The organism is Paraglaciecola sp. 2405UD69-4, from assembly GCF_047525415.1.
In the GTDB taxonomy this organism is placed as follows: Bacteria; Pseudomonadota; Gammaproteobacteria; order Enterobacterales; family Alteromonadaceae; genus Paraglaciecola.
This window is the reverse complement of sequence record NZ_JBLIXM010000006.1, coordinates 85,306-110,600: the sequence shown is the minus strand read 5'-3', so window position 1 is coordinate 110,600 and position 25,295 is coordinate 85,306. Positions and strand designations below refer to the sequence as shown.

Sequence of the window (25,295 nt, the reverse complement as noted above, 5' to 3'; positions counted from 1 at the left end):
TATTTTTATAAACCCACTTTTTAAGAAAGTGACATTTGTCATAGCGAACTAGTGACAATAGACAATATTGTCATTTGAGTAAGAGACGTAAAGTTAAGCCTCAAATCATTTAGGGGATTACCATGAAACTTACTACTCTTTTAACCTTATGCTGTATCTGTTTAGTTAAGCCATTATTCGTTAGTGCACAAAGTGCAAGTTCTGTCACTCAGTTTAACCAAACATACCAAGCATTTAATGTCTCGGTTGTGGGCAGCGGTCAACCTATTGTTTTAATTCCAGGTGTTTCTTCTTCGGCGGCGGTTTGGGAGCGTACTATTGAGGCATTGTCTGACAGGTATCAATTGCATGCCTTATCATTGGCGGGATTTGCTGGGGTGAAACCCGCAGCACCAAGATTGGTTGGCGCTAATTATCTTGAATTTCAAAAAAATGCGATTGCAGAATATATTCGTGTAAATCAGTTAGAAGAGGTTGTGATTATTGGTCACTCGTTAGGGGGAACCTTAGGTTTGTGGTTAGCTTCCGAGCAGCACCCACAAATATCTGCGGTAATTAACATTGATGGCTTACCAGCCTTGGGTGCCTTACTTGGCAGTCAGCAAGCTTCGAGTGGTGATGCGCCTCGTTCATTTGACCCTAAAAGTATGGTGAAGTCTATGGCCAATAATGAGGCTTGGCATGAGCAAATGCTTAAGGACATGATGACGTCGGACCCAATGACATCAGGGCGCGCTTTTGGTGAACTGATGCAACTTGATATTAGAGATGACCTTAGTCAAATCGAACACCCAGTGCTTACCATAGCTGCACCTGCCCAGGCTGTGCCTTATGCTAGTTTTGAAGCAACCAAAAACAACTACTTGACCCAACTGGCAAACATACCTGAAAAATTCAAGCATATGGCTTATGCAAAAACGGCTAAACATTTTGTTATGGCAGACGAACCTGAATGGATGATTGAGCAAATAGAGTTATTTCTTAAAGTGAATTAACCCCCCCAAATAACATAACGCTAAGTTTTATACTTAGCGTTTTGTTTTATATATTTATCAATCTACTTTGACTCTAAAATACATAGCTTGAAGCCTCACTAAATACATTGCATGGGCTAACCAGAACCTTTATTGTTTTTACTCAATATCAAGGAAGGTCTGGCCCTATGAAAAAGAATGTTTACCTATTTTTATTTATTTGTTTGTTCAGTGTTTCTACTCAGGGCTTTGAGAAAGCCAAACTTGATCAATATCTAGATGCCTTAGACACAAACCAAAAGGCAATGCTTAGTTTAGCCATTGTAAAAGACGGCAAGCCTGCTTATCAAAGGGCTATCGGCTATACAGTTGTTGCAAGTAAGCAACAAGCCAACAAAGATACCCAATATTACATTGGCTCAATCACCAAAGTGTTTACCTCTACTATGATTTTTCAATTGATTGATGAAGGTAGGCTTTCACTAGATACCAAGTTGGCAAGCTATTATCCTAAGGTCAAAAATGCCGACAAAATTACTATCTCTATGTTGTTAAACCATAGAAGTGGTATTTTTAATTTCACCAATGCTTCAGACTACCCAGAGTATATGGAGCAGGGTAAAACTAAAGCTGAAATGGTGAATCTGATAGAGGAGTTAGGCAGTGATTTTGAGCCTGACAGTAAAGCTAGCTATTCAAATAGTGCCTATGTGCTGCTGGGTTTTATTATAGAAGATGTCACTCAAGACTCATACGCAAGTCAACTGCAAAACCGTATTACGGCTAGGTTGAACCTTAAGAGAACCATGTTCGCTAAACCTATTGACGTTAAAGCTAACCAAGCCAAATCTTATACTTATGAGTCTGGATATTGGGTGCCCGCTACAGAGACTGATATGAGTATTCCCTTTAGTGCTGGCGCGATTATTTCAACGCCTTCAGAAGTAGGGCTGTTTTTAACTGGGCTTTTTAACGGTAAGTTAATTTCTGCCAATTCATTAGATAAAATGAAAGAGATTAATCAAGGTTATGGCCGAGGAATGTTTAAGTTTCCGTTTTACGAAAAAGAGATTTATGGCCATACCGGTGGAATAGATGGCTTTGTGTCACAAGCCGGTTATTTTCCAGCCGATAATGTAGCTTTTACACTCACTTCAAATGGTTTGAATTACAAACTGAACGACATCAGTATTGGTCTGTTAAGTATTTATTATGGCCGACCTTTTGATATACCTGATTTTACTCAAAAGCCGATTAGCCTTTCAGAAAAAAATCTTCTTAAGTATGAAGGGGTGTTTTCTTCTAAAGACATTCCCCTTAAAATTACTTTAAGGTTTCGTGATGGTCAGCTCACTGCTCAAGCTACAGGGCAAGGTCCCCTCAACCTCACACCATTTTCAACTTCAGAGTTTCGTTTTGAACCAGCTGGAATTGTGATGCTTTTTGGTACGGATGGCGACAAGATTGATTACACTAGGTTTCAACTTAAGCAGGGTGGGGGTAATTACAAATTTACTAAAGAATAATAAATTTTTGACGGAGTGAAATATTGCACAATTTAGATTTATTCGCTGAGCCAGAGTCCACACCTATTAATGTGATTGATTACGATGGGCTGGTGGAATACCACGGATTGCTTATTCCTGCTCAAGAGGCTAATCAATACTTTGATGCTTTACTTCAAAAAATAGAGTGGCAGAGTGACCAAGCTAACATTTTTGGAAAACAGATTTTAACTAAGCGAAAGGTGGCTTGGTATGGTGATAAACCCTTTAGTTATACCTATTCGAACTCTACAAAAATGGCGCTGCCTTGGATTGATGAACTAGTCACACTTAAAGGCATTGTTGAAGACAAAACCGGCACTAAATTCAACTCTTGTTTGCTCAACCTATATCACACTGGTGAAGAGGGCATGGCTTGGCACAGTGATGGTGAAAAAGATTTACTTAAAAACGGTGCTATTGGCTCACTAAGCTTTGGTGCAGAGCGTAAGTTCTCTTTTAAACATAAACGCACCCAAAAAACGCTATCGGTATCATTGCAACATGGCAGTTTGCTTGTGATGAAAGGGGAAACCCAAAGCCATTGGCTACATAGATTACCCCCCACTAAAAAAGTGGACTCACCTAGAGTGAATCTGACCTTTAGAACCATTGATGAGGACAGGGGGAACTTAGATAATTGTTAGTAAAATCCAGCTGTCAGTAATTATTCAGCCTTTTCAGGATTAAGGCATGACAGGCATCTTTTGTTATGTATATGACTTAAATGTAAGAACAGAAATATTGCTGCCTTTTTCGAAATAGCTGTCAAAAGTATTTTATCAATAATAGACCAATTACTAATTCCAAATGAATTCGATAATTAGTGGCAAGTGTTCTGATATCCCCGTAAAACCCTTTTTAGATAATCCTAATTTCTGTTGTTCTTGAAGTGATATGTTGTCGGGATTGAAAATATTTCCGCTAGTTAAGTTTAAGGTTTTTGGACTATAAATGACTAGATCCATTACCCTAGATGGGTAGGATGTCCCACGCCCATCCCATGTCCAAGTTTGTGTGCCATCAAGGTGCATTAGCTCAGCCGCAATAAGACCTGAGTGGGGCTTTTTATATGGCCCCGAGATAATAATCAAGGGAATAACCGTACTAACTAAGTTAAAGTCACCTGCGACAATAATTCCATCGATTTGAACTCGCGTGGCTATGGTTTGTATGAGCTTCTTAATTTCTCGCACTTCAACTCGGCGTTTATCTTCCTCCCAACTGCTAGGGTCATTACCACAACACTCTAAATCAAGTGAAATAACCAATAATCGTTTATCTGCATCAATGACAATAGCGCCATTAACTGGAATACCAGAGTCTAGTTGTTGTGAATACTTAATTTCTCCCGCTTTTATAATCCGCTTTTTTAAACGTATTTTCTCAGATTCAGGGTAAGGTACTATCTTGGAAAACTCGGGCAATGTTTCTATGGGGAGGCTGCTAGCAATGACATTTCTTTGCCTGCCTCCACTTGAGCCAATAATGACGTCCCAATTAGTTTCGTTATTTATGGTGGAATTGGGCAATACCTTTCGTATTTGAGAGCCAATGGTTTTATTGGAAACTTCATCAAGCAATATTATATTTGCCTCAGTGTTTTCTAGCAGTGATTTAAATATTATTGGGGCTTTTACGAATGCATCTCCTGATACATTCCAAGAAAACACTTTGATACCTTTCCTTTGTTAGCATTAGCGGGATACTTTGAACTATCAACCAAAGAAGTACCAACATACTCAGCCGTGGTCGAATTAACTTGCAGTACCAATATTAAGGTCATCAAAACTTTCAACATAGTGCCTTTCCCTTTGGAATTTATATTCTTTCAAAGGTAACACAATCTAGTTCTTTCCCGCTGATTTTAGCGTTAAAGTTAACACTTTAGAAAAACTAAGCCCGCGAATTTGAAAGCCTGTAAGCTATTATTCGAAGGTTACCAGTGATGACGTTTGAGGCGGTTGCATTTAGTGCAAAGGTCTTATTCTAGTTTTACCCATATATGGCTTCTTATGTCGTGAGTTTGCAGAACCGCATTTATCTTTTAAGGCTTTTACAACACGAAAACTAGCACTTGTTTGTATAGATCTGAATTTTGTATTTTTTACACAAATTAAAAATAAGTAATGTAAATTTTTCCATTTAATGCCGCAGCAGGGCTTTAAGGAGTCAACAGGTTAGGCATATATCCTAGTTGGGGTTTATAGCTAACGTCCTTCTGAACTGCACTCCACACAAGCTTTAGCAGTGACCTAAATACATTTTAAGCCCATTAAAGAACCTTTCTCATACTTCCATTGTCGTAATGGTATTGCTTTTGCAAATTCTCAAAAAAATTATTAATTATAATCTGTAAGGCTTTAAAAATGGTTCACTATTACTCTGGCAATGTTATCGATATTGAGGCTTCTAGCCTTACAAGGAATAGTTACCCAATTGAAATTGCTGTGCGACTCGGCGATGGAACCAGCCATGATTCTCTGATAAAACCCATAGACGAATGGAAGGATTGGTCACATCAAGCCCAGGCCGTTCATGGAATTACGCGAGATGAATTATTTTTAAAAGGCAAAAACATCATAGAGGTATGTCAAACATTAAATAACATATGCGAAGGGCAAACTTTTTTCAGTGATGGATGGACATGGGACAATATGTGGTTAAATAGATTGTTCGACGCGAGTGGTATTAGCAAAAACTTCGACTGTTTGCCAATGGAGTATTTTATGCCTGAATCGCAAATAGAAAAGTGGCCAGGCCTAAAGCATGCAGTAGCGCAAAAACGAAAATTAAAAGCCCATAGAGCACTGAATGATGTTCATATAATAGGTGAGGCATTTGACAAACTAGCAAGTGCCGGAGAAATCAAATGCACCAGCGAATTTATTAATATCAGCCAAAATCTTCATAAGCATGTGGCGTAACTAAAACATTATTTAAAGTGCGCTGGCTCACTTTAAAGGGGATGAGGTTGCAGAAATATCTAGCTAATACTTTTTTAAATCAGGCACTACTAACAAGTTAGTTTTTAGCACACAAGCTGCAAAACAGTTATTGGTACAGTGTTATTCAATGTACCAATGTCCTTTGTTCACTAAAGTGGTAAGTAGAGTGCATACCTCTTGGTCTTTGCTAAGTTTAATTGTTCCATTATCTTCACAAATACTAGCTTGTGATAAAAGTTGCTTAATGACGTTTGCTGATTGAATAGGGGCTGAGTAGCTCTCTCCATTAATGTAAAATACGAAAGTGTTTTCAGCTTGATTTGCACTTGGCTCGACAAATATAGGTTTAACCCCAGGGCTAGGGTAGAAACATTCGCCGTCGTTTAGCATGTCGATAATGGCTTGCACAGAAAACTCTTCAATTTGTTGATTTAAGCCATCCTCAGACTTTTTATTGTCACTTAAGAATATCGGTAGCCACTTTTCAAATGCTTCACCTTGCAAGGTTTCGGCAAGTAAAGCTTTAAACTGAGCTACTTCTTGTTGTTTGATTTCACCCGAGAATTTGCGCGGTGATAATGCTCGATCTTTGAAGCGTTTGCTAAGTAGGTTGTTATCAATAGCGTAATCTGCGAAAGACGATAGCATTTCTTGCTGTGACGGAGCTCGAAACCCCACTGAGTAGTTCATACATGGCTCTAGTGCTACGCCATTATGAGGATGATTGGCTGGTATATAAATAATATCACCAGGGTTGAGTACCTCATCTATGACGGGGAAAAACCCTGTAATTTGAGATAAATCACAATGGGGTCTTACCGCTTCGTATTGATCGGGTAGGCCTACTTGCCAACGCCTAGTGCCTTTACCTTGAATGATAAATACATCGTATTGATCTAAATGGGGGCCTACACCTGCACCAGTATTAGAGTAGCTCACCATAAGGTCGTCCATACGCCATACTGGGATAAAATTAAAGGTATTCATTAGGCTATCAGCGTCTGGTAAATAGTGATCGACCGATTGCACTAATAAACTCCACTTGCCTAAGCAGTGGTCATTTATGTTTTCATATGGGCCGTGTGCAACTTCCCATGCGCCACTTTGATAACTAACAATACGTGAGTCTACGCCTTGTTCTTCGGTTAACCCAGCAAGTTCATGTTCATCAATAGGGTCTTCAAAATCAATAAAGCCTTGGCGAATTAACAGTGGTTTTTTTTGCCAATATTCATTAAGAAAGGTTTTGGTGTCGATATTTTGTAATCTGTACATCTTGATCCGGTTAGTTATTTACGACCTTGTAACCAATAAGTGGTAACTGGGCCAATACCTTTTACAGTTATTTTGCCACGCTGCGTAAAATGAAAGGCACTTTTTGTTAATTGATAGGTAGATTCTGTGGTCTGAATTTTATTTGATTCACCTTGGCTTTCCATTCGAGAGGCTAAGTTTACTGCTTCTCCCCACATGTCGTAACTGAATTTACTTTTACCTATTATACCAGCAACTACCTCCCCGCAACCAATGCCAATTCGCAGGCCTATATTGAGATTTTGTTTTTTACATATTTGTTTAAATTCATGGAGCATATCTAAGGCGCAGTTACAGCATTGTGTAGCATGCTCTGCTGTTGCAATAGGGAGCCCGCCTGCGGCCATATATCCATCGCCACTGGTTTTAATTTTTTCAAGTCCATACTTGAGTGACAATTCATCAAAACGACAAAATATTTCATTTAGAATTTTGAATAATTGTTGTGGTGTGCGCTTTTTACAAAGAGGGGTAAAGTCTTGAATATCAGCAAATAAAATACTGGCTTGTGCAAAGTAGTCTGCAATGGGCTCATTTGAATTCTTTAATCTTTGTGCAATGCTATTTGGCAAAATGTTTAGTAATAGCTGCTCGGAACGCTTACGCTCATGGGCGAGCTTTTTCCAACTTTTACTGACATTTTTCTGAATGTGATAGCTACATAAAATGCTAGCTAGGGCTAATAGGCAGGCGCTTGCAAACTTAAAGCTTTGCTGCGCTGCGTCGTAATTTTGTTGTAGATAAATTTGATAATAAGTTTCTGTAACAAGGAACAAACCACAAAATAGTATTGAAAAACTCCATTTATAAATGTTCTCTCGTTCGGTGAAAAAGAACGGACAACAAATTACTGCAAGCAAATAGAAAAAGTGAATATATAAATCAAGCTCCCATAATACGCAGGTTGTAATTAGGTTAGTGATATAAACAGTGATTAACCACATTTTAGCGGCTAGATACAATGCATTGTGGTTGAGTATAGGCACCCAAATCAGTGAAAAAATAGTGAGGCAGGTTATGAGAAATTGAAATGCCCCTTGACCTTGCCAAAACCAAATAGCACTGGGAATTTGTAATAAAGACACCGCAATTACGATACAGGCAATAATATTGGTGATACGAACAGGGGGGAAATATTCATTGGGATAACGGGCAATACCTGCCCAAACCCATAGCTTTAAAAAACGCTTCAACATTTTAAATCCTTTTAAAATTGGAGTGAGTACTTATGTTCCTATAGAAAGTAAGTGTAGTTCACTCCAATTTATGCAAAAGGATTTGGTTGAATTTATTTCTCTAGTTGCTCAACAAACTCAATAGCGCGGCCGATGTAGTTTGCTGGCGTAAGTGCTTTTAACTGCTCTTTAGCAACGTCTGGTAGCTCTAATGTATCAACAAATTCAGCCATAATTTGCTGGTTAACTTTTTTGCCACGGGTTAACTCTTTGAGTTTTTCGTATGGCTTTTCGATACCGTAACGACGCATCACTGTTTGCACTGGTTCTGCAAGTAACTCCCAGTTGTCATCAAGCTCATCTAGTAAGCTTTGTTCGTTAACTTGTAACTTGCTGATCCCTTTTAAAGAGGCTTGATAAGCGATAACTGAATAGCCAACACCCACACCTAAGTTTCTTAGTACGGTGGAGTCGGTTAAATCTCGCTGCCATCTAGATACTGGAAGTTTAGTGGCTAAATGCCCAAACATCGCATTTGCTAGCCCTAAATTACCTTCAGAGTTTTCAAAGTCTATTGGGTTGACTTTATGTGGCATAGTTGACGAGCCAATCTCACCCGCGATAGTTTTTTGCTTAAAGTGACCCAATGCAATGTAACCCCAAACATCACGGTCAAAATCAAGCAATATTGTGTTAAAGCGCGCAATGGCATCAAATAACTCTGCGATATAATCGTGAGGCTCAATTTGTGTTGTAAAGGCGTTCCAAGTTACACCTAAACTAGTTACAAATTCATCTGCAAAGTTATGCCAATCAAACTCAGGGTAAGCAGATAAATGGGCATTGTAGTTACCCACAGCACCATTAATTTTTCCTAAAATACTTACCGCAGAGATTTGCTCACGCTGGCGCTGTAATCTGATCATCACATTCGCCATCTCTTTACCCATAGTAGTAGGTGAGGCTGGCTGACCGTGGGTACGGGCCATCATAGGAATAGATTTTAACTCAATAGCCAAGCGCTTAAGTTCAGAAACCAGTTTGTCGCAGTAGGGTAAAACGACTTGATCTCTAGCTTCTGTGAGCATTAATGCATGAGACAGGTTATTAATGTCTTCAGATGTGCAAGCAAAGTGAATAAACTCGTTTATTGCGTGAAGTTCTGGATTGTTTGCTACTTTTTCTTTAAGAAAGTATTCAACAGCCTTAACATCGTGATTAGTAGTGCGCTCTATGTCTTTAATGCGTGCTGCATCTTGTTCATTAAAATTAGTTACTATTTCATCTAGTAATGTATTCGCTTCAGAGCTGAAGGCTGGAACTTCTTGAATTTCTGGAGTGGCTGCTAATTTTTGTAACCAGCGAACCTCAACGACCACACGATATTTTAGCAAACCAAATTCACTAAAAATGTCTCTTAATTCCGCTGTTTTACTGCCATAACGACCATCTATGGGGGATACCGCGGTTAATGCAGATAACTCCATGAAATTCTCCTAATTGAGTGTATTTATGTGGTTTAAAGTGTGTTTTGCGCTATTTAATATTTGTGTTCTATTTAACAATATATGTCTGCGTTTTCCGCCAACTTGTCTCCATAAAACAGCAGCTCTTACTCCTGCAAGTAAGGTGGCTCGAACCTTGTGTTGGCATTCAGGCCGTTGCAGTACTTTTGGGTCTCCAGCTACTTGAATTTTTCGAGTTATGGGGCTGATAACATCGGCATAAATGCTGTCTAAATTACTAAGCATTTGGCTTTCTGGTAACTCTAAATGTAATTTTTGACGTTGAATATTTGATATTCGCTCGCCTAAAACTGCCATTGTTTTTTTCTTTGTACTTAGCTTACGCTCTATCGAGAGTAAATTGGCTATGTATCTAGTGATTTCTACATCTTTCAAATTCGATTGGTTACCCAATTGACTGAGGATTGTTTCATATCCTAATTTCAACTGGCTAATATCTCCGAATACTTGTTCAGTATTGTCACTTTCTGTCACTGAAATACTGTTCAAAGAAGCATTTAATGCTTGTTCATTGTAATCATTGCCCCTAGCTATTTTTTTAACCAGCGCAGCAGCTTGGCAAACGCCTGCCAGTGCAATATTACTCTCAGTGAAGCGTGTTGATTGTTTATTATTCATTAACGAATGTAATTCTCTATAATACCGCCACCTAGGCATGTGGCGCCTTGATAAAATACCGCTGACTGTCCTGGGGTTACGGCCTTTTGAGGCGAGTCAAATTCGACTAGTACAATACCGTCCTCTCGTGGTGTAACTAAGCAAGGGATATCTTGTTGGCGATATCGGGTTTTCACTGCGCACTTTATTGGTTGCGATGGGCCTTGTCGGTCGACCCAATGTAATTGGTTGGCCACTAGGCCTTTTGAATACAAGCGAGGGTGATTAGCACCTTGTCCTACAATTAACACATTACGTTCAACGTCTTTATCTACTACATACCATGGCTCTTCACCAAATTCTTTCATACCACCGATGAGTAAACCTTTACGTTGACCCAAAGTGTGATACATCAAGCCTTCATGTTTGCCAATTACTTGGCCTTCAGCCGTTTCTATCTCGCCTGGCTGGGCTGGAAGGTATTGACCCAGAAAGTCCTTAAACTTGCGCTCACCAATAAAACATATACCCGTACTATCTTTTTTATCATGGGTGACTAGGTCTTGTTCTAGCGCGATTTCTCGAACACGTGGTTTTTCTAGGTGGCCAATAGGAAACAATGTTTGCGCAACATGTTTTTCTCCTAGGGTGTATAAAAAGTAGCTTTGGTCCTTATTGCCATCAAGGCCACGCAACATTTGCCACTGCCCAGACTCGTTAGAACGTTGCACATAGTGCCCAGTAGCAATGTAATCAGCATTAAGCTCTTCGGCTGCAAATTCTAAAAATGCTTTAAACTTAATTTCTTTATTACACATTATATCCGGGTTAGGCGTGCGACCTGCTTTATATTCTTCTAAAAAATACTCGAAAACATTGTCCCAATACTCGGCTGCAAAGTTGATGGTATGTAAAGGGATTTCAAGTTTATCAGCCACCGCTTGCGCATCTTTTAGATCTTCAGCAGCAGCACAGTACTCATCATTATCATCTTCTTCCCAGTTTTTCATAAACAGGCCTTCAACTTGATAACCCTGTTCTTTCAAAAGGTATGCAGAGACTGAAGAGTCGACACCTCCAGACATGCCAACTATTACTTTTATTTGGCTATTGTCTAGGGTAGGAGCCGTAGATTTAGATTGTTGAGTCATAGGTAAATTATTTAATTGGTAATGCGCTAAAAATCGGAGCCGAAGTCTAGCAGTTATTTAGCTTAAAATCACCTCAGATAGTGGCATTATTAAGCTCTGTTTTTATGGTGTACGTTGGCTACCTGCTTATTAATTGTTGTCGGGCGGGGCTGAGCAAACAGCCCCTAATTGTTTATTACTTCGGAATAATAGGCAGAACTATTTTTGAAGGGTATTTTTTGCTCATATGTAGAGTTTGCTTGGCTACTATCATTTTGGATGTTTTTGCAAATTCAGCACCTGTATTTAGGTTTCTAGCAAGCCTAGGGTAGTTACTACTTGTAATATCCACTCTTATACGATCACCCTCAGATAATTTATAACTAGTTGCCCACATGTCTATTTTATATTTATACACTTTGCCAGGTTCTATCAATTTAGGAGTTTCAAATCCTTCTCTATAACGAGCACGAATTACTCCATCTACTAGATTAAATGCCGTTCCATCAGGTTTAACAACAATTAACTTTGCCATAAAGTCAGTATCCATAGCGCTACTTGATGCGTAAATTTCAGCACTAATAGGACCAGTAAATTCGGTAGCTTCTTTGAATGCAGAGGTGGTAAATCTGATAATGTCTTTACGGTCATCAAGGGGTTTTTGATCGTAAGGGCCCCTAAGTTTGGGCATCATAATATTGCCACCAAGGGTAGGGACTGGGTCTTTAGGATCATAAGTATATTGCAACGTTGCGTTGTTTTTGGTTGATGGTGTTTCGGAAAGTGTGTTGTTGTCATTAAGATAGAATGGACGATATTCAGTTCTTGCTAGAGGCCACTCTTGTTCATCACGCCAGACGTTTTCGCCCATCACAAATATACGCACAGGGGCTGTGCCAGCCGTTAAATTTGTGGGCTTGTGAGTGTCTTTCATCCAATAATCAAACCAGTCCAATAGCATATCAGGGACATTAATCAGTGAGTTTTCTCCAAAGTCTACGTCGCCTAACTTAGTGGATTGATTCCAGCCATGGGGCCAAGGTCCGATGATCAGGCGCTGGCCTTTCCTTGATGTTTCAGATGCAGACTCTTCTGTCATAGTTTTGTAGCTTCCAATTGTGCTACGTAAAAATACGTCAAACCACCCACCAATATTGAGTGCAGGAACATTCATTTCTGACGCTCGATTCTCAAGGTTCAGTGGTTTCCAATAATCATCATACGAAGGGTGAGCTATCCAATCCTGAAAATGCTGTACCTTAAAACCTACGCTTTCTCCTAATGTTTCTATTGGTAAGTGATTAATACCGTTTACCCAATCCACTGGAAAGGACATATTGGTTCGGCTACCAACTAACCCAATTCCCCAGCTTGCTCTTGATAACAATGAAAATGCGCCACCAGGATAGGCAACATCTCGATAATAGTTGCCCGGGCTTACTGCTGGAGCAATAGCCACCAAGGCTGGATTTTTGTTTATCGCAGCCAACCATTGAACAGAGGCTAGATACGAAGAGCCGAACATGCCAACTTTACCGTTAGACCAAGGTTGTGATGCAATCCAGTTTAATGTGTCGTTCCCGTCATTTATTTCTTGAAAATAAGGGTACCATTTGCCTTCTGAGTCATAACGGCCGCGGACAGATTGGAACACTAATGCATAACCGTTAGATGTAGCGAATTTTGCATATCTCTGACGTGTATTGGTTGAACCATTGGAATACATATCGCGGATCAATAGGCTTGGGTAACTCCCAGTTTTATTGGGTAAGTAGATATCTGTTGCTAGTTTGACTCCATCACCCATAGCAACAGGAACATGGTACATAACCTTTAATGACTCTGGAAAGTCTTCTTCAAATTCTTTAAAACTTTGAGCATTGACCCAAGATGATATTGCAGATATCAGAACCAAAACCACACTTAGGATAAAATTACGAAACTTCATACATTCCTCACTTGTTATTGTTCTTATTGGTGGACGTAACGTTTACTGCGTTTGCTTTATATTACCTGCTGTTAGTATTTGATTCATTCATCATTTTAAATTGAAAACACCTTCGTTTTTAATGGCGGTTTGGCAATTGTGTGTAATACATCACAACTTATTGATAACAGCTCGGAGTTCTAGGGCATACCGCGCCTCTTGAGCAAATTAATCTCGCCTCGTTATCTATCCCTCTTTCAACCCAGTTAATATTTAATATTTTTGCAATGCTCATTAAGTCACTTTTGATAGCTTTTGGAATAGCAGATGAACCTCCATTCTTTACACAGACTTGTTTTAAATCATTGGCTAATGACAGTGCGTCTCTACCTTGAGCATTTATTGCTGGGTTTAGGTCAATTCCTGCACATAGTACGTGTTTGTTTCCGGCAAAGTCTTGAACTTTTACTGATTCACAGGAGTAAATTCGAGGCTCATCTCCAACATTTAAAATTGATATTTGAGATGAAGTACCTTCAAGTGGAGCGTTTATCATCCTAAAAACTGCCCAATGTTGACAAGGGTCTTGTACTAAACGCATATTCCCCCAAGGTAAAGGTATGCCGTTTCCTCGGTAAACCGCCTTAAGTTTACCCGGTGCATATGCATCGAAATAATGCCAGTGTGGGTAGGGCGATACTGCTGTCATACGCCTCATTGCGACAGATTCGGATACCCCTGCTATTTGGCCACTATTTATTTCATAACCGTTTCTATCTAACAATTGTCTAAATGGGACTTTAGGGCACAAAAGTGCGCCTGCAAAAAAGCTACATTCAAAATCTCGCCAAGCATGCAAAATGTCATGTGGGGCAACATTTGATGATTGACTTTGAACTGTTGGGTCTTGCAACGGAGATATTTCATTTCGACCTGCAACCAATACATTCCTTAGGCCGTCTTTGTCGTGCAACACGCAATGTCCTATGTGTACTGCTAAGTCGTATTTCAATCTATGGGGTTGGCTCCTCATTAATTGATTGATATTGATTTGATTAGGAGGATCGAAAAATGACGTAACTACACTTTGTGTATCTATGCCTACGCCATCTAATGCTGCTTGCGGGGTCTTGTGGAACCACTTGATTTGTAGGCCCATATTTTTAGTGATGGCAACTATGTCGTCTAAACTTAAAGGCAAACGCTTAAGCCCAACATCTTCAGCTGCACGCTCTAAATCTGGAAAATGGTTTTGATTATGCTCTTGATGGGCACGGATCAGTAAATGTGCAAATTGACGGCCAGTGGTACCAGTTTGCGACAACATTTCTGGAATCGCGATTTGTAAAATATCTTTAGAAAATAAAAAGTTAGGCTCTAGAGCCATACCGTTTATTCCACCTTTTGTGCCCTTGTTCGGAGTGATGGCATCTTCTTCAGGTACATCATCTAAGAACCAATCTATGTCTTTTTGAAAAATGCTGGCAATAAGGGCTAATACTTCCTCACTTGGTACTCTTTTTCCTCGCTCTATCATGGATAGATACGACACGGAAGGCGCTGATTCAGGATCAAGTTTGATACACCTTGCTGACAAGTCTTCCATGGTTAAGCGGTTTCTTTTTCTTAGGTTTCGGATTTTCGTGCCTAAAAAGTGGGCTTTACGCATTAAGCTTTTTTTAGTTTTCATTTTGTAAAATTAACACTGTGTAATTTCCATTGTGAAATTTTAACTTAAAGTGTCATAGACTACAAATCGAGCGAACATAGAGCGCTTATTAAACGATAAAAAGATAACAACTTTGGATAAAAAGGTTAAAGAAGATGAATATACCCCAGCAGAAAACAAGTTTGATAAACGAAGGGTTTTACAACTTCATCAACGAAGAAGTATTGCCTCTTCACAACTTAACCCCAGCCATATTTTGGGAAAACTTAGGCCAGTTAGTTACTGACTTAGCGCCGGTGAATCGTCAACTTTTGGCAACTAGAAAGTCATTACAGCATAAAATTGATCAATGGCACCTGAGCCGCAATGGGGTGGAGATTGATACACATGAATATGAGAGTTTTCTGCGAGAGATAGGTTATATAGTCGAAGAGGGTGAAGACTTCAGTGTTACTACCAATAATGTAGACGCAGAAATAGCATCTATGGCTGGGCCACAGTTAGTTGTGCCTGCGAAGAATGCCCGCTTTTTGTTAAATGCAGCCAATGCAAGATGGGGAAGTTTGTACGATGCATTTTATGGTACGGACCTTACTTCTCATGATAACAGCCTAACATCTGGTGCAACTCAAAATGATGCTAGAAGACAGCAAGTTATTTCTATGGCACGGGACTTTCTTGACAGTAGCTTTCCTCTCGCTTCTGGCTCTCACCATGATGTAATCAGTTATGTTGTTTACTATCAGCATTTACTCGCTTTCTTTGCTGATGGCTCAGAGACTGGTTTGCTGCAGCCTTGTCAATTTGTTGCCCTTACTGGGCCAAAATCAGATCCTGAATCTGTTCTCCTTAAAAACCATGGATTACATGTAGAAATCGTATTCAATCGAAATGGCACTAATGGCGCAGGCGACTCAGCAAATATAGAGGACATATTAGTTGAATCAGCAATTAGCACCATTGTGGATTGTGAAGACTCGGTAGCTGCAGTTGATGCACAAGACAAACTTGAAGTGTACCGAAATTGGTTAGGACTAATGCAGGGGACTCTTAAAACTAAATTTGAAAAAGGTGGCGAGACAATTGTTCGCTGTATGAATAAAGACCATGTTTATACATCGTTAGAAGGGGAGGAATATCGAGTACATGGTCGTTCGTTATTGATGATCCGCAATGTTGGGCATTTGATGGAAAGTGATTTAATGGAAGATCACTTAGGGAACTTTGTACCAGAAGGGATTTTAGATGCCGTTGTTACCGCATTAATTGGTGCTATTGATTTAAAAAGAGAGAAAGGCATTCGTAATAGCCGCTGCGGAAGTATTTACATTGTAAAGCCTAAAATGCATGGGCCAGAAGAAGTGGCGTTTAGCTGTGAGTTGTTTCGCAGGGTAGAGCTGATGTTAGGGCTTGCAGAAAATACCATCAAGATTGGCATTATGGATGAAGAGCGCCGCACTAGCTTTAATCTTAAAGAGTGTATTCGAGCAGCTAAAGAGCGTGTTGTGTTTATTAATACTGGTTTTCTAGATCGCACCGGTGATGAGATACACACCAGCATGCAAGCGGGTGCGTTTTTACCCAAAGAGGACATTAAAACTCAAGCTTGGATAGAGGCTTATGAAAAACGCAATGTGCAAATTGGCTTGCAGTGTGGTTTGTCGGGCAAAGCACAAATTGGCAAAGGTATGTGGGCTATGCCGGATGAAATGCAAAAAATGATGCATACAAAAATAGCTCATCCAAAGTCAGGTGCAAATACCGCTTGGGTACCATCTCCTACTGCGGCCACTTTACATGCTCTGCATTACCATCAAGTAGATGTTTTTGAAGAACAAAGGCAAATTCTAAAGCAGCAAGTAATGGGACTTGAGGATTTACTGTTAATACCTTTAATGGGCCCAGACTTTTCTTTAACTGAAGAGCAAGTCTTGGCTGAGCTACAAAACAATATTCAAAGTATTTTGGGGTATGTGGTTCGATGGATTGATGATGGAGTAGGTTGTTCCAAGGTCCCTGATATTAACAATGTTAGCTTGATGGAAGACAGAGCAACATTGCGTATTTCTAGCCAACATATTGCTAATTGGTTAACCCATGGTATTTGCAGCGAAGCCCAAGTGGAGCGGGTGATGCGACAAATGGCAAAAGTGGTTGATGAGCAAAATGTGCACTTGCCAGGGTATCGGGCGATGACGCCGAATATAGATAAAAATCAAGCATTTAAGGCTGCCCACGACCTAATTTTTAAAGGGGCGCAGCAACCTAATGGATATACCGAACCTTTGCTTCATCGGCATCGAGTAACTGCTAAACAGCAAGTTAGATAAAGTTTTTTCTTAATTTGGCTAAGGCCTACAAACTAAAATGGGATTATTTATGAATACTTACAAAACTGAAACACAAAATGCCGGTAAAACTATTAATCAACAAGGGATGACTTGGAATGGAATTGATCCAGAAAGCATTGCAAGAATGCGCTTACAAAATCGCTTTAAAACGGGCTTAGATATTGCCAATTACACTGCAAAAATAATGCGTGAGGATATGGCGAGTTATGATAATGATCCCGCTAATTACACACAGTCTTTAGGGTGTTGGCATGGATTTGTTGGTCAACAAAAAATGATTTCAATTAAAAAGCATTTTGGTACCACCCGCAGTAAATACCTGTATTTATCTGGCTGGATGGTTGCGGCAATGCGCTCCGAATTTGGACCTTTACCGGATCAGTCTATGCATGAAAAAACTTCAGTACCTAGTTTAATTGAGGAGCTATACACCTTTTTAAAACAGGCCGATGCTAGGGAGTTACAACACCTATTTGTAGCATTGGACGCTGCAACAGAGTCTGGTGATCAAATAAAGATGAAGGCACTTCAAAATGAGATTGATAATTTTGAAACCCATGTTGTGCCGATTATTGCAGATATAGATGCAGGTTTTGGTAACGAGGAAGCGACTTATTTATTAGCGAAAAAAATGATAGAGGCTGGGGCATGTTGCATTCAAATTGAAAATCAGGTGTCTGACGCCAAGCAATGTGGCCATCAAGACGGTAAAGTAACTGTACCCCATGAAGACTTTTTAGCAAAAATTAATGCGGTACGTTATGCCTTTATGGAGCTAGGTGTTGAAGATGGCGTGATCGTTGCGCGCACAGACTCATTGGGTGCAGGTTTAACCCAGAAAATCCCAGTATCCCAATATTCTGGTGATTTAGCAGAGCAATACAATGCTTATATTGATGGGGAAGAAGTTAATTCAATTGAAGAGTTAAATACCGGTGACATGGCTATTAAAATAGGCAAGCAAGTGATTAAGCCAACTCGCTTAGATAATGGTTTAATTCGATTTAAGCCTAATACTGGTGAAGATAGAGTGGTATTGGATTGCATAACCTCCTTACAACACGGTGCTGACTTGCTGTGGATTGAGACTGAAAAGCCACATATTGGTCAAATAGCCTCTATGGTAAATCGTATTCGTGAGGTAATACCCAATGCCAAGTTGGTATACAACAACAGCCCATCATTTAACTGGACGCTAAACTTTCGTCAGCAAGTTTTTGACGCATGGCAAGCTGAAGGTAAGGATGTTTCTGAATACCAAAGAGATCAATTGATGTCCAAAGTTTACGATGACTCAGCTCTTGCAAAAGAAGCAGATGACAAGATACGTAGTTTTCAGAAAGAAGCAGCCCAACAAGCTGGGATCTTCCATCATTTGATTACGTTACCTACATATCATACTGCGGCTTTATCAACGGACAATTTGAGCAAAGATTATTTTGGTGACCAAGGTATGTTGGGGTATGTAGCTGAAGTGCAGCGTAAGGAAATTCGCCAAGGCTTGGCCTGTGTTAAGCACCAAGATATGTCTGGTTCGAATATTGGAGATGAGCACAAAGGGTATTTTTCTGGAAGCCGAGCGTTAAAAGCCTCTGGAGAATCAAATACCATGAATCAATTCATGTAAGGTAACTGGCGTATAAGGTAAAAGGCTGCGTATAACGCAGCCTTTTTTATTTAGTATATGAACATCAAGTAAAGTCATAGGGGCCAAAGGGATAGTTGCTAAGAGCGAGTGAAGTAACATTCATCCTTTAAATCTCGATATATTTTCCATTCTCAATACCGTCTATAGTCCAGTTCCCGATGCGGTAGCGAATGAGTCTGAGAGTTGGAAAGCCAATATGAGCCGTCATACGTCTAACTTGGCGGTTTCTGCCTTCAGTAATACTAATAGATAACCAGCTAGTGGGCTTGTTTTGTCTAAAACGTACAGGCGGTGTTCGAGGCCAAATATCAGGTTCTTCAATTTGCATCACTTTTGCTGGCAGCGTCATTCCGTCTTTTAACTCAACACCTTTGCTTAATTTATCAATATCAGATTGTGCGGGGATCCCTTCTACTTGTACCCAATAGGTTTTAGTTGTTTTGTGTTTTGGTGACGCTAGTTTATTTTGCAGTTTTCCGTTATTGGTCAGAACTAGCAAGCCTTCACTGTCTTTATCTAATCTACCTGCCGCATAAATCTCTGGTATCGGAATGAAATCTTTCAGTGTTTGCCTACCTTCTTGGTCAGTAAATTGAGTTAACACATTGAAAGGCTTATTAAAAAGTACTACTTTTTTTGAAGCGTCAGAAGAAGACACCTTGCCTTTATTTTTAGGATGAGAACGGGAATAAAATGGGCTAGACATAGTAAGCTATAAAATAAAAGTATTACAAAATTGCATTGATAGGTGGATGGAAGTGTGATTTACAGAATATAATATGCAAGCAAAACTTGTATTTATTTACTTTACCCATATATATTTGGCTGTCTAATTTACCTTAGATAATTTTAAACTTCGGTACAATACATCAGTTCATAGTGCCACAGTGTAGTGGATGATAGAGTAATTAGTTAATGCTCTAGGAATATGGATTGTCAGTGCGTTACCACAACCATGAGGCTCATAATGACTATTTCTAAGTCAAAAATTATATATACTAAAACAGACGAAGCACCCGCTCTTGCTACTTATTCTTTATTGCCTATTATCCGTAGTTTTGTTGCTAGTGCTGACGTTGACGTTGAACTTAGCGATATCTCTTTAGCTGCACGTATTCTTGCTAATCTTAGTGCATATCTGCCGGCAGAACAGCAAGTTCCAGATGCGTTAAGTGAGTTGGGTGCACTTACCCAAGACGCATCAACTAATATTATTAAATTACCGAATATTAGCGCTTCAATTCCACAGTTAGTCGCTGCTATTAAAGAACTGCAATCTCATGGCATAGCTTTACCTGATTTCCCAGAATCTCCTAAAACTGATGAAGAGAAAGACATCAAAGCTTGTTATAGCAAGGTGTTAGGTAGTGCTGTTAACCCTGTTTTACGTGAAGGTAATTCAGATAGACGTGCACCAGCTGCAGTTAAAAATTATGTGAAAAATAACCCACATTCAATGGGTGCTTGGAGCAAAGACTCTAAGAGCCATGTGGCATATATGAAGTCTGGGTGTTTTTATTCTTCAGAACAGTCAGTCACTGTTGCCTCTGCTGGTCACGCATCAATTGAATTAACTGATAAAGCTGGTGAAACAACCGTACTTAAATCAAAGGTTCCACTTTTAGATGGTGAAGTAATTGATTCAAGTTTCATGAGCAAGAAAGCACTGTGTGAGTTCTTTGAGAAAGAAATTGAAGATGCTAAACAGCAAGGTATTTTGTTTTCATTACATATGAAAGCGACCATGATGAAAGTATCTGATCCAATCATTTTTGGTCACTGTGTAAAAGTTTTCTTTGCAGATGTTTTTGCAAAGCATGGCGAGTTATTTGATGAAATTGGTGTAGACACTAAGAATGGTCTAGGAAGCGTTTATGATAAAATTGCCTCTTTACCTGCAGATAAAAAAGCAGAGATTGAAGCAGATATCGAAGCTTGTTATGCAAAACGTCCTGATATGGCCATGGTTAATTCTGACAAAGGTATAACAAACTTACACGTGCCAAGTGATGTTATCGTTGACGCTTCAATGCCAGCAATGATCCGTGGTTCTGGCTTTATGTGGGGACCTGATGGCAAAGCAGGAGATGCTAAAGCAACGATTCCAGACGCTACCTACGCAACTATCTACCAAGAAACTATTGATTTTTGTAAAGAAAATGGTGCATTTGATCCAACCACTATGGGGACAGTACCAAATGTTGGCTTGATGGCTCAAAAAGCTGAAGAATACGGCTCTCATGATAAAACTTTTGAAGTTCCAGCAGATGGGACAGTTAAAGTTATCGATCAAGATGGCAATGTGTTAATGCAACACGAAGTAGAAGAAGGCGATATCTGGAGAATGGCACAAGCTAAAGATGCACCTATTCGTGATTGGGTTAAGCTTGCAGTTACACGTGCTCGCCATTCAGCTACTCCTGCAGTTTTCTGGTTAGATGAAAACCGTGCCCATGATGCACAGTTGATTGCTAAAGTGAACGAGTATCTTAAAGATCACGATACAACTGGTTTAGATATTTCTATTATGGAACCTGTTAAAGCTATTCGTTTCTCTATGGAAAGAGCAGCTAAAGGTCTTGATACTATTTCTGTTACAGGTAACGTTTTACGTGATTACCTAACTGATTTGTTCCCTATTCTTGAGCTGGGAACGAGCGCTAAAATGCTTTCAATCGTTCCACTAATGGCTGGTGGTGGCCTGTTTGAAACAGGTGCTGGTGGTTCTGCTCCAAAGCATGTTCAACAATTTGTTGAAGAAGGTCACTTACGCTGGGATTCATTAGGTGAGTTTTTAGCATTAGCTGTATCACTAGAAGATTTAGCTATTAAAACTGAAAACAGTAAAGCAAAAGTTTTGGCAACTGCTTTAGATAAAGCAACAGAGTCTTTGTTAACAAATGGTAAGTCACCTCTTCGTAAAGCTGGTCAGTTGGACAATAGAGGCAGCCACTTCTATCTAGCTCTATACTGGGCGCAAGAGTTGTCTAGCCAGACAGAAGATGCTGAACTAGCTGAAAAATTTGCTCCGCTTTACAAGACACTGTCTGAAAATGAGTCAAAAATTATCGCTGAAATTGATGCTACGCAGGGCGCTGCTGCAGATATTGGCGGTTACTACTATCCAGATGAAGTGTTAGCTACTAAAGCAATGTGCCCAAGTGCAACTTTAAACGCTGCATTATCTTAGGTTAAATAATGCACTTTATATTTTTATAGAGTGTATTTTTATTGCTACAAAAAAGCAGACGAAAGTCTGCTTTTTTATTTATTTAGGGCAATGAGTTGAACTATTGAAGTTCAGCTATCATTTATCGTTCAGGCTCACCATTGAAATCAATGTTTTCAGCATGTAACCCTTTAGGACCTTGTTGTACCTCGTACTTGACTTCTTGACCAGCTTTTAACGAGCGGTAACCTTCCATCTGTATCGTCGAATAATGAGCGAAAATATCTTCTCCGCCATCATCAGGTACAATAAAGCCAAACCCTTTTGCATTGTTGAACCATTTTACTTTGCCGACTGCCATACTTCTGCTTCCTTAAATCCCTTGAACTAATACCACTTTGACCCCACACTTACTATGAGGGGAAAGAGCTAGAAACAGCTTAATACAGCTCCCCCAAGTAAAATGTAGGTTTTTTAAGCCGTTTTTGTCAAGTCGAATTTTAAATTTTGCATCATTGAAAGAATGCTATAACCAAGGTATTTTGCAAACATTAAGGTTTTATTTGTGATTTTTGGACAAAATAATTAAGTTATGAGTAAAGATAATACCATTGATATAGAACGCCAAAAAAATAGGGAAGAGCAACGAAAGAAAGCTGTTCCGCCACCTATGTACAAAGTGATATTAAATAATGATGACTACACACCTATGGATTTTGTAGTGGATGTGTTGATGCGCTTTTTTAATTTAGAAGGAGAAAAGGCGCAACAAATAATGTTAACTGTGCACTATCATGGCAGGGCAGTTTGTGGCATATATACAGCAGAGATAGCTGAAACTAAAGTAATGCAAGTCAGCAGGTACGCTAAAGAAAATCAACATCCATTAATGTGTACTATGGAACAGGCATAATGGAGATGTTAATAAATCTATCCTATAGGCTAGCAGTTAGAGGGCATTCTTATGTTAAATAAAGATTTAGAGCAAACGCTAAATGATGCGTTTATTTTTGCTAGGGAGCACCGTCACGAGTTTATGACGGTAGAACATTTACTACTTGCCCTATTAGACAACAGTGCTGCTAAAGAGGCGCTACAGGCCTGTGGTGCTGATATTGAGACTATTAAGCAAGAGCTTACTGATTTTGTAAAAGATACGACTCCACTCTTGTTAGATGAGCAGGGAAATGAGCGAGAAACTCAACCCACTCTAGGATTTCAAAGGGTTCTTCAACGAGCCGTGTTTCACGTGCAGTCTTCTGGAAAAGAGGAAGTAACAGGCGCTAATGTGTTAGTGGCTATTTTCAGTGAGCAAGAGTCACAAGCTGTATATATTCTGAAAAAATCAGATGTTACTCGTTTGGATGTGGTTAATTTTATATCGCACGGCGTATCTAAAGTGGATGATGAGGCGACATCGGCGGGTGAAACTGAGCATGACTCAGAACAAGAAGAGTCTGTTTCAGTTCTTGATAAGTATTCAACTAACCTTAATGTGAGTGCCAAAGAGGGGAAAATTGATCCACTTATTGGCCGTGACAAAGAGGTAGAGCGTAGCATTCAAGTGTTATGTCGTCGTCGCAAGAACAACCCTTTATTAGTTGGTGAAGCTGGAGTTGGAAAAACAGCCATTGCAGAAGGGTTGGCATATCGGATAGTTAATAACGATGTTCCTGAGGTTATTGCAGATGCAACTGTGCACTCATTGGATATGGGAGCCTTACTTGCTGGCACTAAATATAGAGGTGATTTTGAGAAGCGCCTTAAAGGTATTTTGAAAGAGTTATCTGAAAAACCTGATGCCATACTGTTTATTGATGAAATTCACACCATAATTGGCGCTGGAGCTGCGTCTGGCGGTGTGATGGATGCCTCTAATCTACTTAAACCTAAATTAAGCAGTGGTGAGTTGCGTTGTATTGGTTCCACAACCTATCAGGAGTATCAAGGGATTTTCGAGAAGGACAGGGCACTCGCCCGTCGTTTCCAGAAGATTGATGTAGTTGAGCCATCTGTAAGTGATACAACTAAGATTTTGATGGGATTAAAATCTCGATATGAAGAGCATCATAGTGTGCGCTTCACACACAAAGCAATTCGTGCAGCAGCAGAGTTGTCGGCTAAGTATATTAACGAGCGTCATTTGCCTGACAAAGCAATTGATGTCATAGATGAAGCCGGTGCTAGTCAGCGTTTGTTACCCGTGTCTAAGCGTAAGAAAACAATTAACGTTACAGATATTGAACAGGTCATATCTAAGATTGCAAGGATCCCAGAAAAGTCGGTGTCTGCATCCGATAAAGAAGTACTACAAAACCTAGACAGAGACCTTAAGTTAGTCGTGTTTGGACAGGACGAAGCAATTGTAACATTGACAGATGCGATACGTTTATCCCGTTCGGGCTTAGGAAACGAAACTAAACCTATTGGTAACTTTTTGTTTGCCGGCCCAACGGGTGTGGGTAAAACAGAGGTGTCTGCGCAGCTAGCAAAAATTATGGGCGTTGAGTTGGTTCGCTTCGATATGTCTGAGTATATGGAGCGCCACGCCATTAGTCGCCTAATTGGTGCACCTCCAGGGTATGTAGGCTTTGATCAAGGTGGTTTATTAACGGATGCCGTTATTAAACAGCCTTACTCTGTAGTCTTGTTGGATGAGATAGAGAAAGCTCATAGTGATATATACAACATTTTATTGCAGGTTATGGATCATGGAACCTTGACTGACAATAATGGCCGCAAAGTAGACTTCAGAAATGTTGTTTTAATTATGACCACTAATGCTGGTGTACAAGAGACAATTCGAACCTCAATTGGTTTTAAACAACAAGATCACAGCCATGATGCTATGTCCGAGATCAAGAAGTTGTTTACGCCTGAGTTTAGAAATAGATTAGATGCAACCGTATGGTTTAATCACCTTGATAAAGACGTTATCTTGCAGGTTGTTGATAAGTTTATTGTTGAGCTACAGGTACAGTTAGATAACAAGGGAGTATCTCTTGAAGTTACTAATCAGGCTCGAGAATGGTTAGCCGAACAAGGATATGATAAAAATATGGGTGCGCGACCAATGGGCCGTGTTATTCAGCAAAAAGTGAAAAAAGAGTTAGCTAATGAGTTATTGTTTGGGCAACTAACACAAGGTGGTAGTGTTAAAATAGACTTTAAGAAAGATGGATTAAGTTTTGAGTTCTTTTCAGACAATAAAGAAAAACCAGAAGCGTTAAACTCTTAAATTTAACATTAGAAATAAAAAAACCGATAGCAGATGCTATCGGTTTTTTTGTGTCTACTGAAATAACTTCTAACGTAAAAATAAA

20 protein-coding genes are annotated in these 25,295 nt (G+C 39.6%); 9 read left to right on the top strand and 11 right to left on the bottom strand.

Annotated elements, in window-relative coordinates; genetic code table 11:
- Positions 1-122 precede the first annotated feature (122 nt).
- The 3 genes from ACMUMK_RS16945 (at position 123) to ACMUMK_RS16935 (ending at position 3,165) form a co-directional block, all read left to right on the top strand.
- A complete protein-coding gene (locus tag ACMUMK_RS16945) occupies positions 123-995 on the top strand; it encodes an alpha/beta fold hydrolase (RefSeq protein ID WP_414702336.1) in 873 nt (290 codons plus the stop codon).
- Between the two features lie 167 nt (positions 996-1,162).
- On the top strand, positions 1,163-2,500 hold the full coding sequence (locus tag ACMUMK_RS16940; RefSeq protein ID WP_414702335.1) for a serine hydrolase domain-containing protein: 1,338 nt from the start codon (positions 1,163-1,165) through the stop codon (positions 2,498-2,500).
- Between the two features lie 23 nt (positions 2,501-2,523).
- Entirely contained in the window at positions 2,524-3,165 is a 642-nt protein-coding gene (locus tag ACMUMK_RS16935; protein ID WP_414702334.1) for an alpha-ketoglutarate-dependent dioxygenase AlkB family protein, read from the top strand.
- A gap of 153 nt (positions 3,166-3,318) precedes the next feature.
- On the opposite strand, the gene ACMUMK_RS16930 is transcribed toward ACMUMK_RS16935, so the two are convergent.
- Together ACMUMK_RS16930 and ACMUMK_RS16925 are read right to left on the bottom strand one after the other, a co-directional pair.
- The gene (locus tag ACMUMK_RS16930; RefSeq protein ID WP_414702333.1) at positions 3,319-4,191 is read right to left on the bottom strand and encodes an endonuclease/exonuclease/phosphatase family protein; all 873 of its coding nucleotides are present in this window, start codon (positions 4,189-4,191) and stop codon (positions 3,319-3,321) included.
- Complete coding sequence (locus ACMUMK_RS16925; RefSeq protein WP_414702332.1) at positions 4,155-4,319, bottom strand: hypothetical protein; 165 nt, start codon at positions 4,317-4,319, stop codon at positions 4,155-4,157. The genes ACMUMK_RS16930 and ACMUMK_RS16925 overlap by 37 nt, the downstream gene beginning before the upstream one ends.
- Positions 4,320-4,887: 568 nt before the next feature.
- On the opposite strand from ACMUMK_RS16925, the gene ACMUMK_RS16920 reads away from it, so the two are divergent.
- On the top strand, positions 4,888-5,445 hold the full coding sequence (locus tag ACMUMK_RS16920; protein ID WP_414702331.1) for a hypothetical protein: 558 nt from the start codon (positions 4,888-4,890) through the stop codon (positions 5,443-5,445).
- 141 nt (positions 5,446-5,586) lie between these two features.
- On the opposite strand, the gene ACMUMK_RS16915 is transcribed toward ACMUMK_RS16920, so the two are convergent.
- The 7 genes from ACMUMK_RS16915 to ACMUMK_RS16885 all read right to left on the bottom strand — a co-directional run bounded on the left by ACMUMK_RS16915 (position 5,587) and on the right by ACMUMK_RS16885 (position 14,825).
- Positions 5,587-6,741 (bottom strand): JmjC domain-containing protein, encoded by a 1,155-nt coding sequence (locus tag ACMUMK_RS16915; protein WP_414702330.1) that lies wholly within the window; start codon positions 6,739-6,741, stop codon positions 5,587-5,589.
- A 14-nt stretch (positions 6,742-6,755) separates the two neighbouring features.
- On the bottom strand, positions 6,756-7,976 hold the full coding sequence (locus tag ACMUMK_RS16910) for an adenylate/guanylate cyclase domain-containing protein (RefSeq protein WP_414702329.1): 1,221 nt from the start codon (positions 7,974-7,976) through the stop codon (positions 6,756-6,758).
- Between the two features lie 92 nt (positions 7,977-8,068).
- Positions 8,069-9,442: an adenylosuccinate lyase gene (purB, locus tag ACMUMK_RS16905; protein ID WP_414702328.1), complete on the bottom strand. Its 1,374-nt coding sequence runs from the start codon at positions 9,440-9,442 to the stop codon at positions 8,069-8,071.
- A 9-nt stretch (positions 9,443-9,451) separates the two neighbouring features.
- Positions 9,452-10,099, bottom strand: coding sequence for a high frequency lysogenization protein HflD (gene hflD, locus ACMUMK_RS16900; RefSeq protein WP_414702327.1), 648 nt, complete (start codon positions 10,097-10,099; stop codon positions 9,452-9,454).
- Positions 10,099-11,229, bottom strand: a complete 1,131-nt coding sequence (gene mnmA / locus ACMUMK_RS16895; RefSeq protein WP_414702326.1) for a tRNA 2-thiouridine(34) synthase MnmA — start codon at positions 11,227-11,229, stop codon at positions 10,099-10,101. The genes hflD and mnmA overlap by 1 nt, the downstream gene beginning before the upstream one ends.
- Before the next feature lie 175 nt (positions 11,230-11,404).
- Positions 11,405-13,156 carry a CocE/NonD family hydrolase gene (locus ACMUMK_RS16890; protein WP_414702325.1) on the bottom strand — a complete coding sequence of 584 codons (1,752 nt, stop codon included), beginning with the start codon at positions 13,154-13,156 and terminating at the stop codon, positions 11,405-11,407.
- A gap of 157 nt (positions 13,157-13,313) precedes the next feature.
- Positions 13,314-14,825, bottom strand: a complete 1,512-nt coding sequence (locus tag ACMUMK_RS16885) for a DUF3612 domain-containing protein (RefSeq protein ID WP_414702324.1) — start codon at positions 14,823-14,825, stop codon at positions 13,314-13,316.
- A gap of 134 nt (positions 14,826-14,959) precedes the next feature.
- Between ACMUMK_RS16885 and ACMUMK_RS16880 the strand changes: the two genes are divergently transcribed.
- A complete protein-coding gene (locus tag ACMUMK_RS16880; RefSeq protein WP_414702323.1) occupies positions 14,960-17,134 on the top strand; it encodes a malate synthase G in 2,175 nt (724 codons plus the stop codon).
- A gap of 49 nt (positions 17,135-17,183) precedes the next feature.
- Positions 17,184-18,782 (top strand): isocitrate lyase, encoded by a 1,599-nt coding sequence (locus tag ACMUMK_RS16875; protein WP_414702322.1) that lies wholly within the window; start codon positions 17,184-17,186, stop codon positions 18,780-18,782.
- A 127-nt stretch (positions 18,783-18,909) separates the two neighbouring features.
- Here ACMUMK_RS16875 and ACMUMK_RS16870 read toward each other — a convergent pair whose 3' ends face one another.
- Entirely contained in the window at positions 18,910-19,509 is a 600-nt protein-coding gene (locus ACMUMK_RS16870; RefSeq protein WP_414702321.1) for a pseudouridine synthase, read from the bottom strand.
- A gap of 261 nt (positions 19,510-19,770) precedes the next feature.
- Between ACMUMK_RS16870 and ACMUMK_RS16865 the strand changes: the two genes are divergently transcribed.
- Positions 19,771-21,993, top strand: a complete 2,223-nt coding sequence (locus ACMUMK_RS16865; protein WP_414702320.1) for an NADP-dependent isocitrate dehydrogenase — start codon at positions 19,771-19,773, stop codon at positions 21,991-21,993.
- Positions 21,994-22,114: 121 nt separating this feature from the next.
- On the opposite strand, the gene cspD is transcribed toward ACMUMK_RS16865, so the two are convergent.
- Complete coding sequence (gene cspD / locus ACMUMK_RS16860) at positions 22,115-22,333, bottom strand: cold shock domain-containing protein CspD (protein ID WP_339721772.1); 219 nt, start codon at positions 22,331-22,333, stop codon at positions 22,115-22,117.
- A gap of 231 nt (positions 22,334-22,564) precedes the next feature.
- Between cspD and clpS the strand changes: the two genes are divergently transcribed.
- Both clpS and clpA read left to right on the top strand, forming a co-directional pair.
- Positions 22,565-22,885, top strand: a complete 321-nt coding sequence (clpS, locus tag ACMUMK_RS16855) for an ATP-dependent Clp protease adapter ClpS (protein ID WP_414702319.1) — start codon at positions 22,565-22,567, stop codon at positions 22,883-22,885.
- 51 nt (positions 22,886-22,936) lie between these two features.
- Positions 22,937-25,210, top strand: coding sequence for an ATP-dependent Clp protease ATP-binding subunit ClpA (gene clpA / locus ACMUMK_RS16850; protein WP_414702318.1), 2,274 nt, complete (start codon positions 22,937-22,939; stop codon positions 25,208-25,210).
- Positions 25,211-25,295 lie beyond the last annotated feature (85 nt).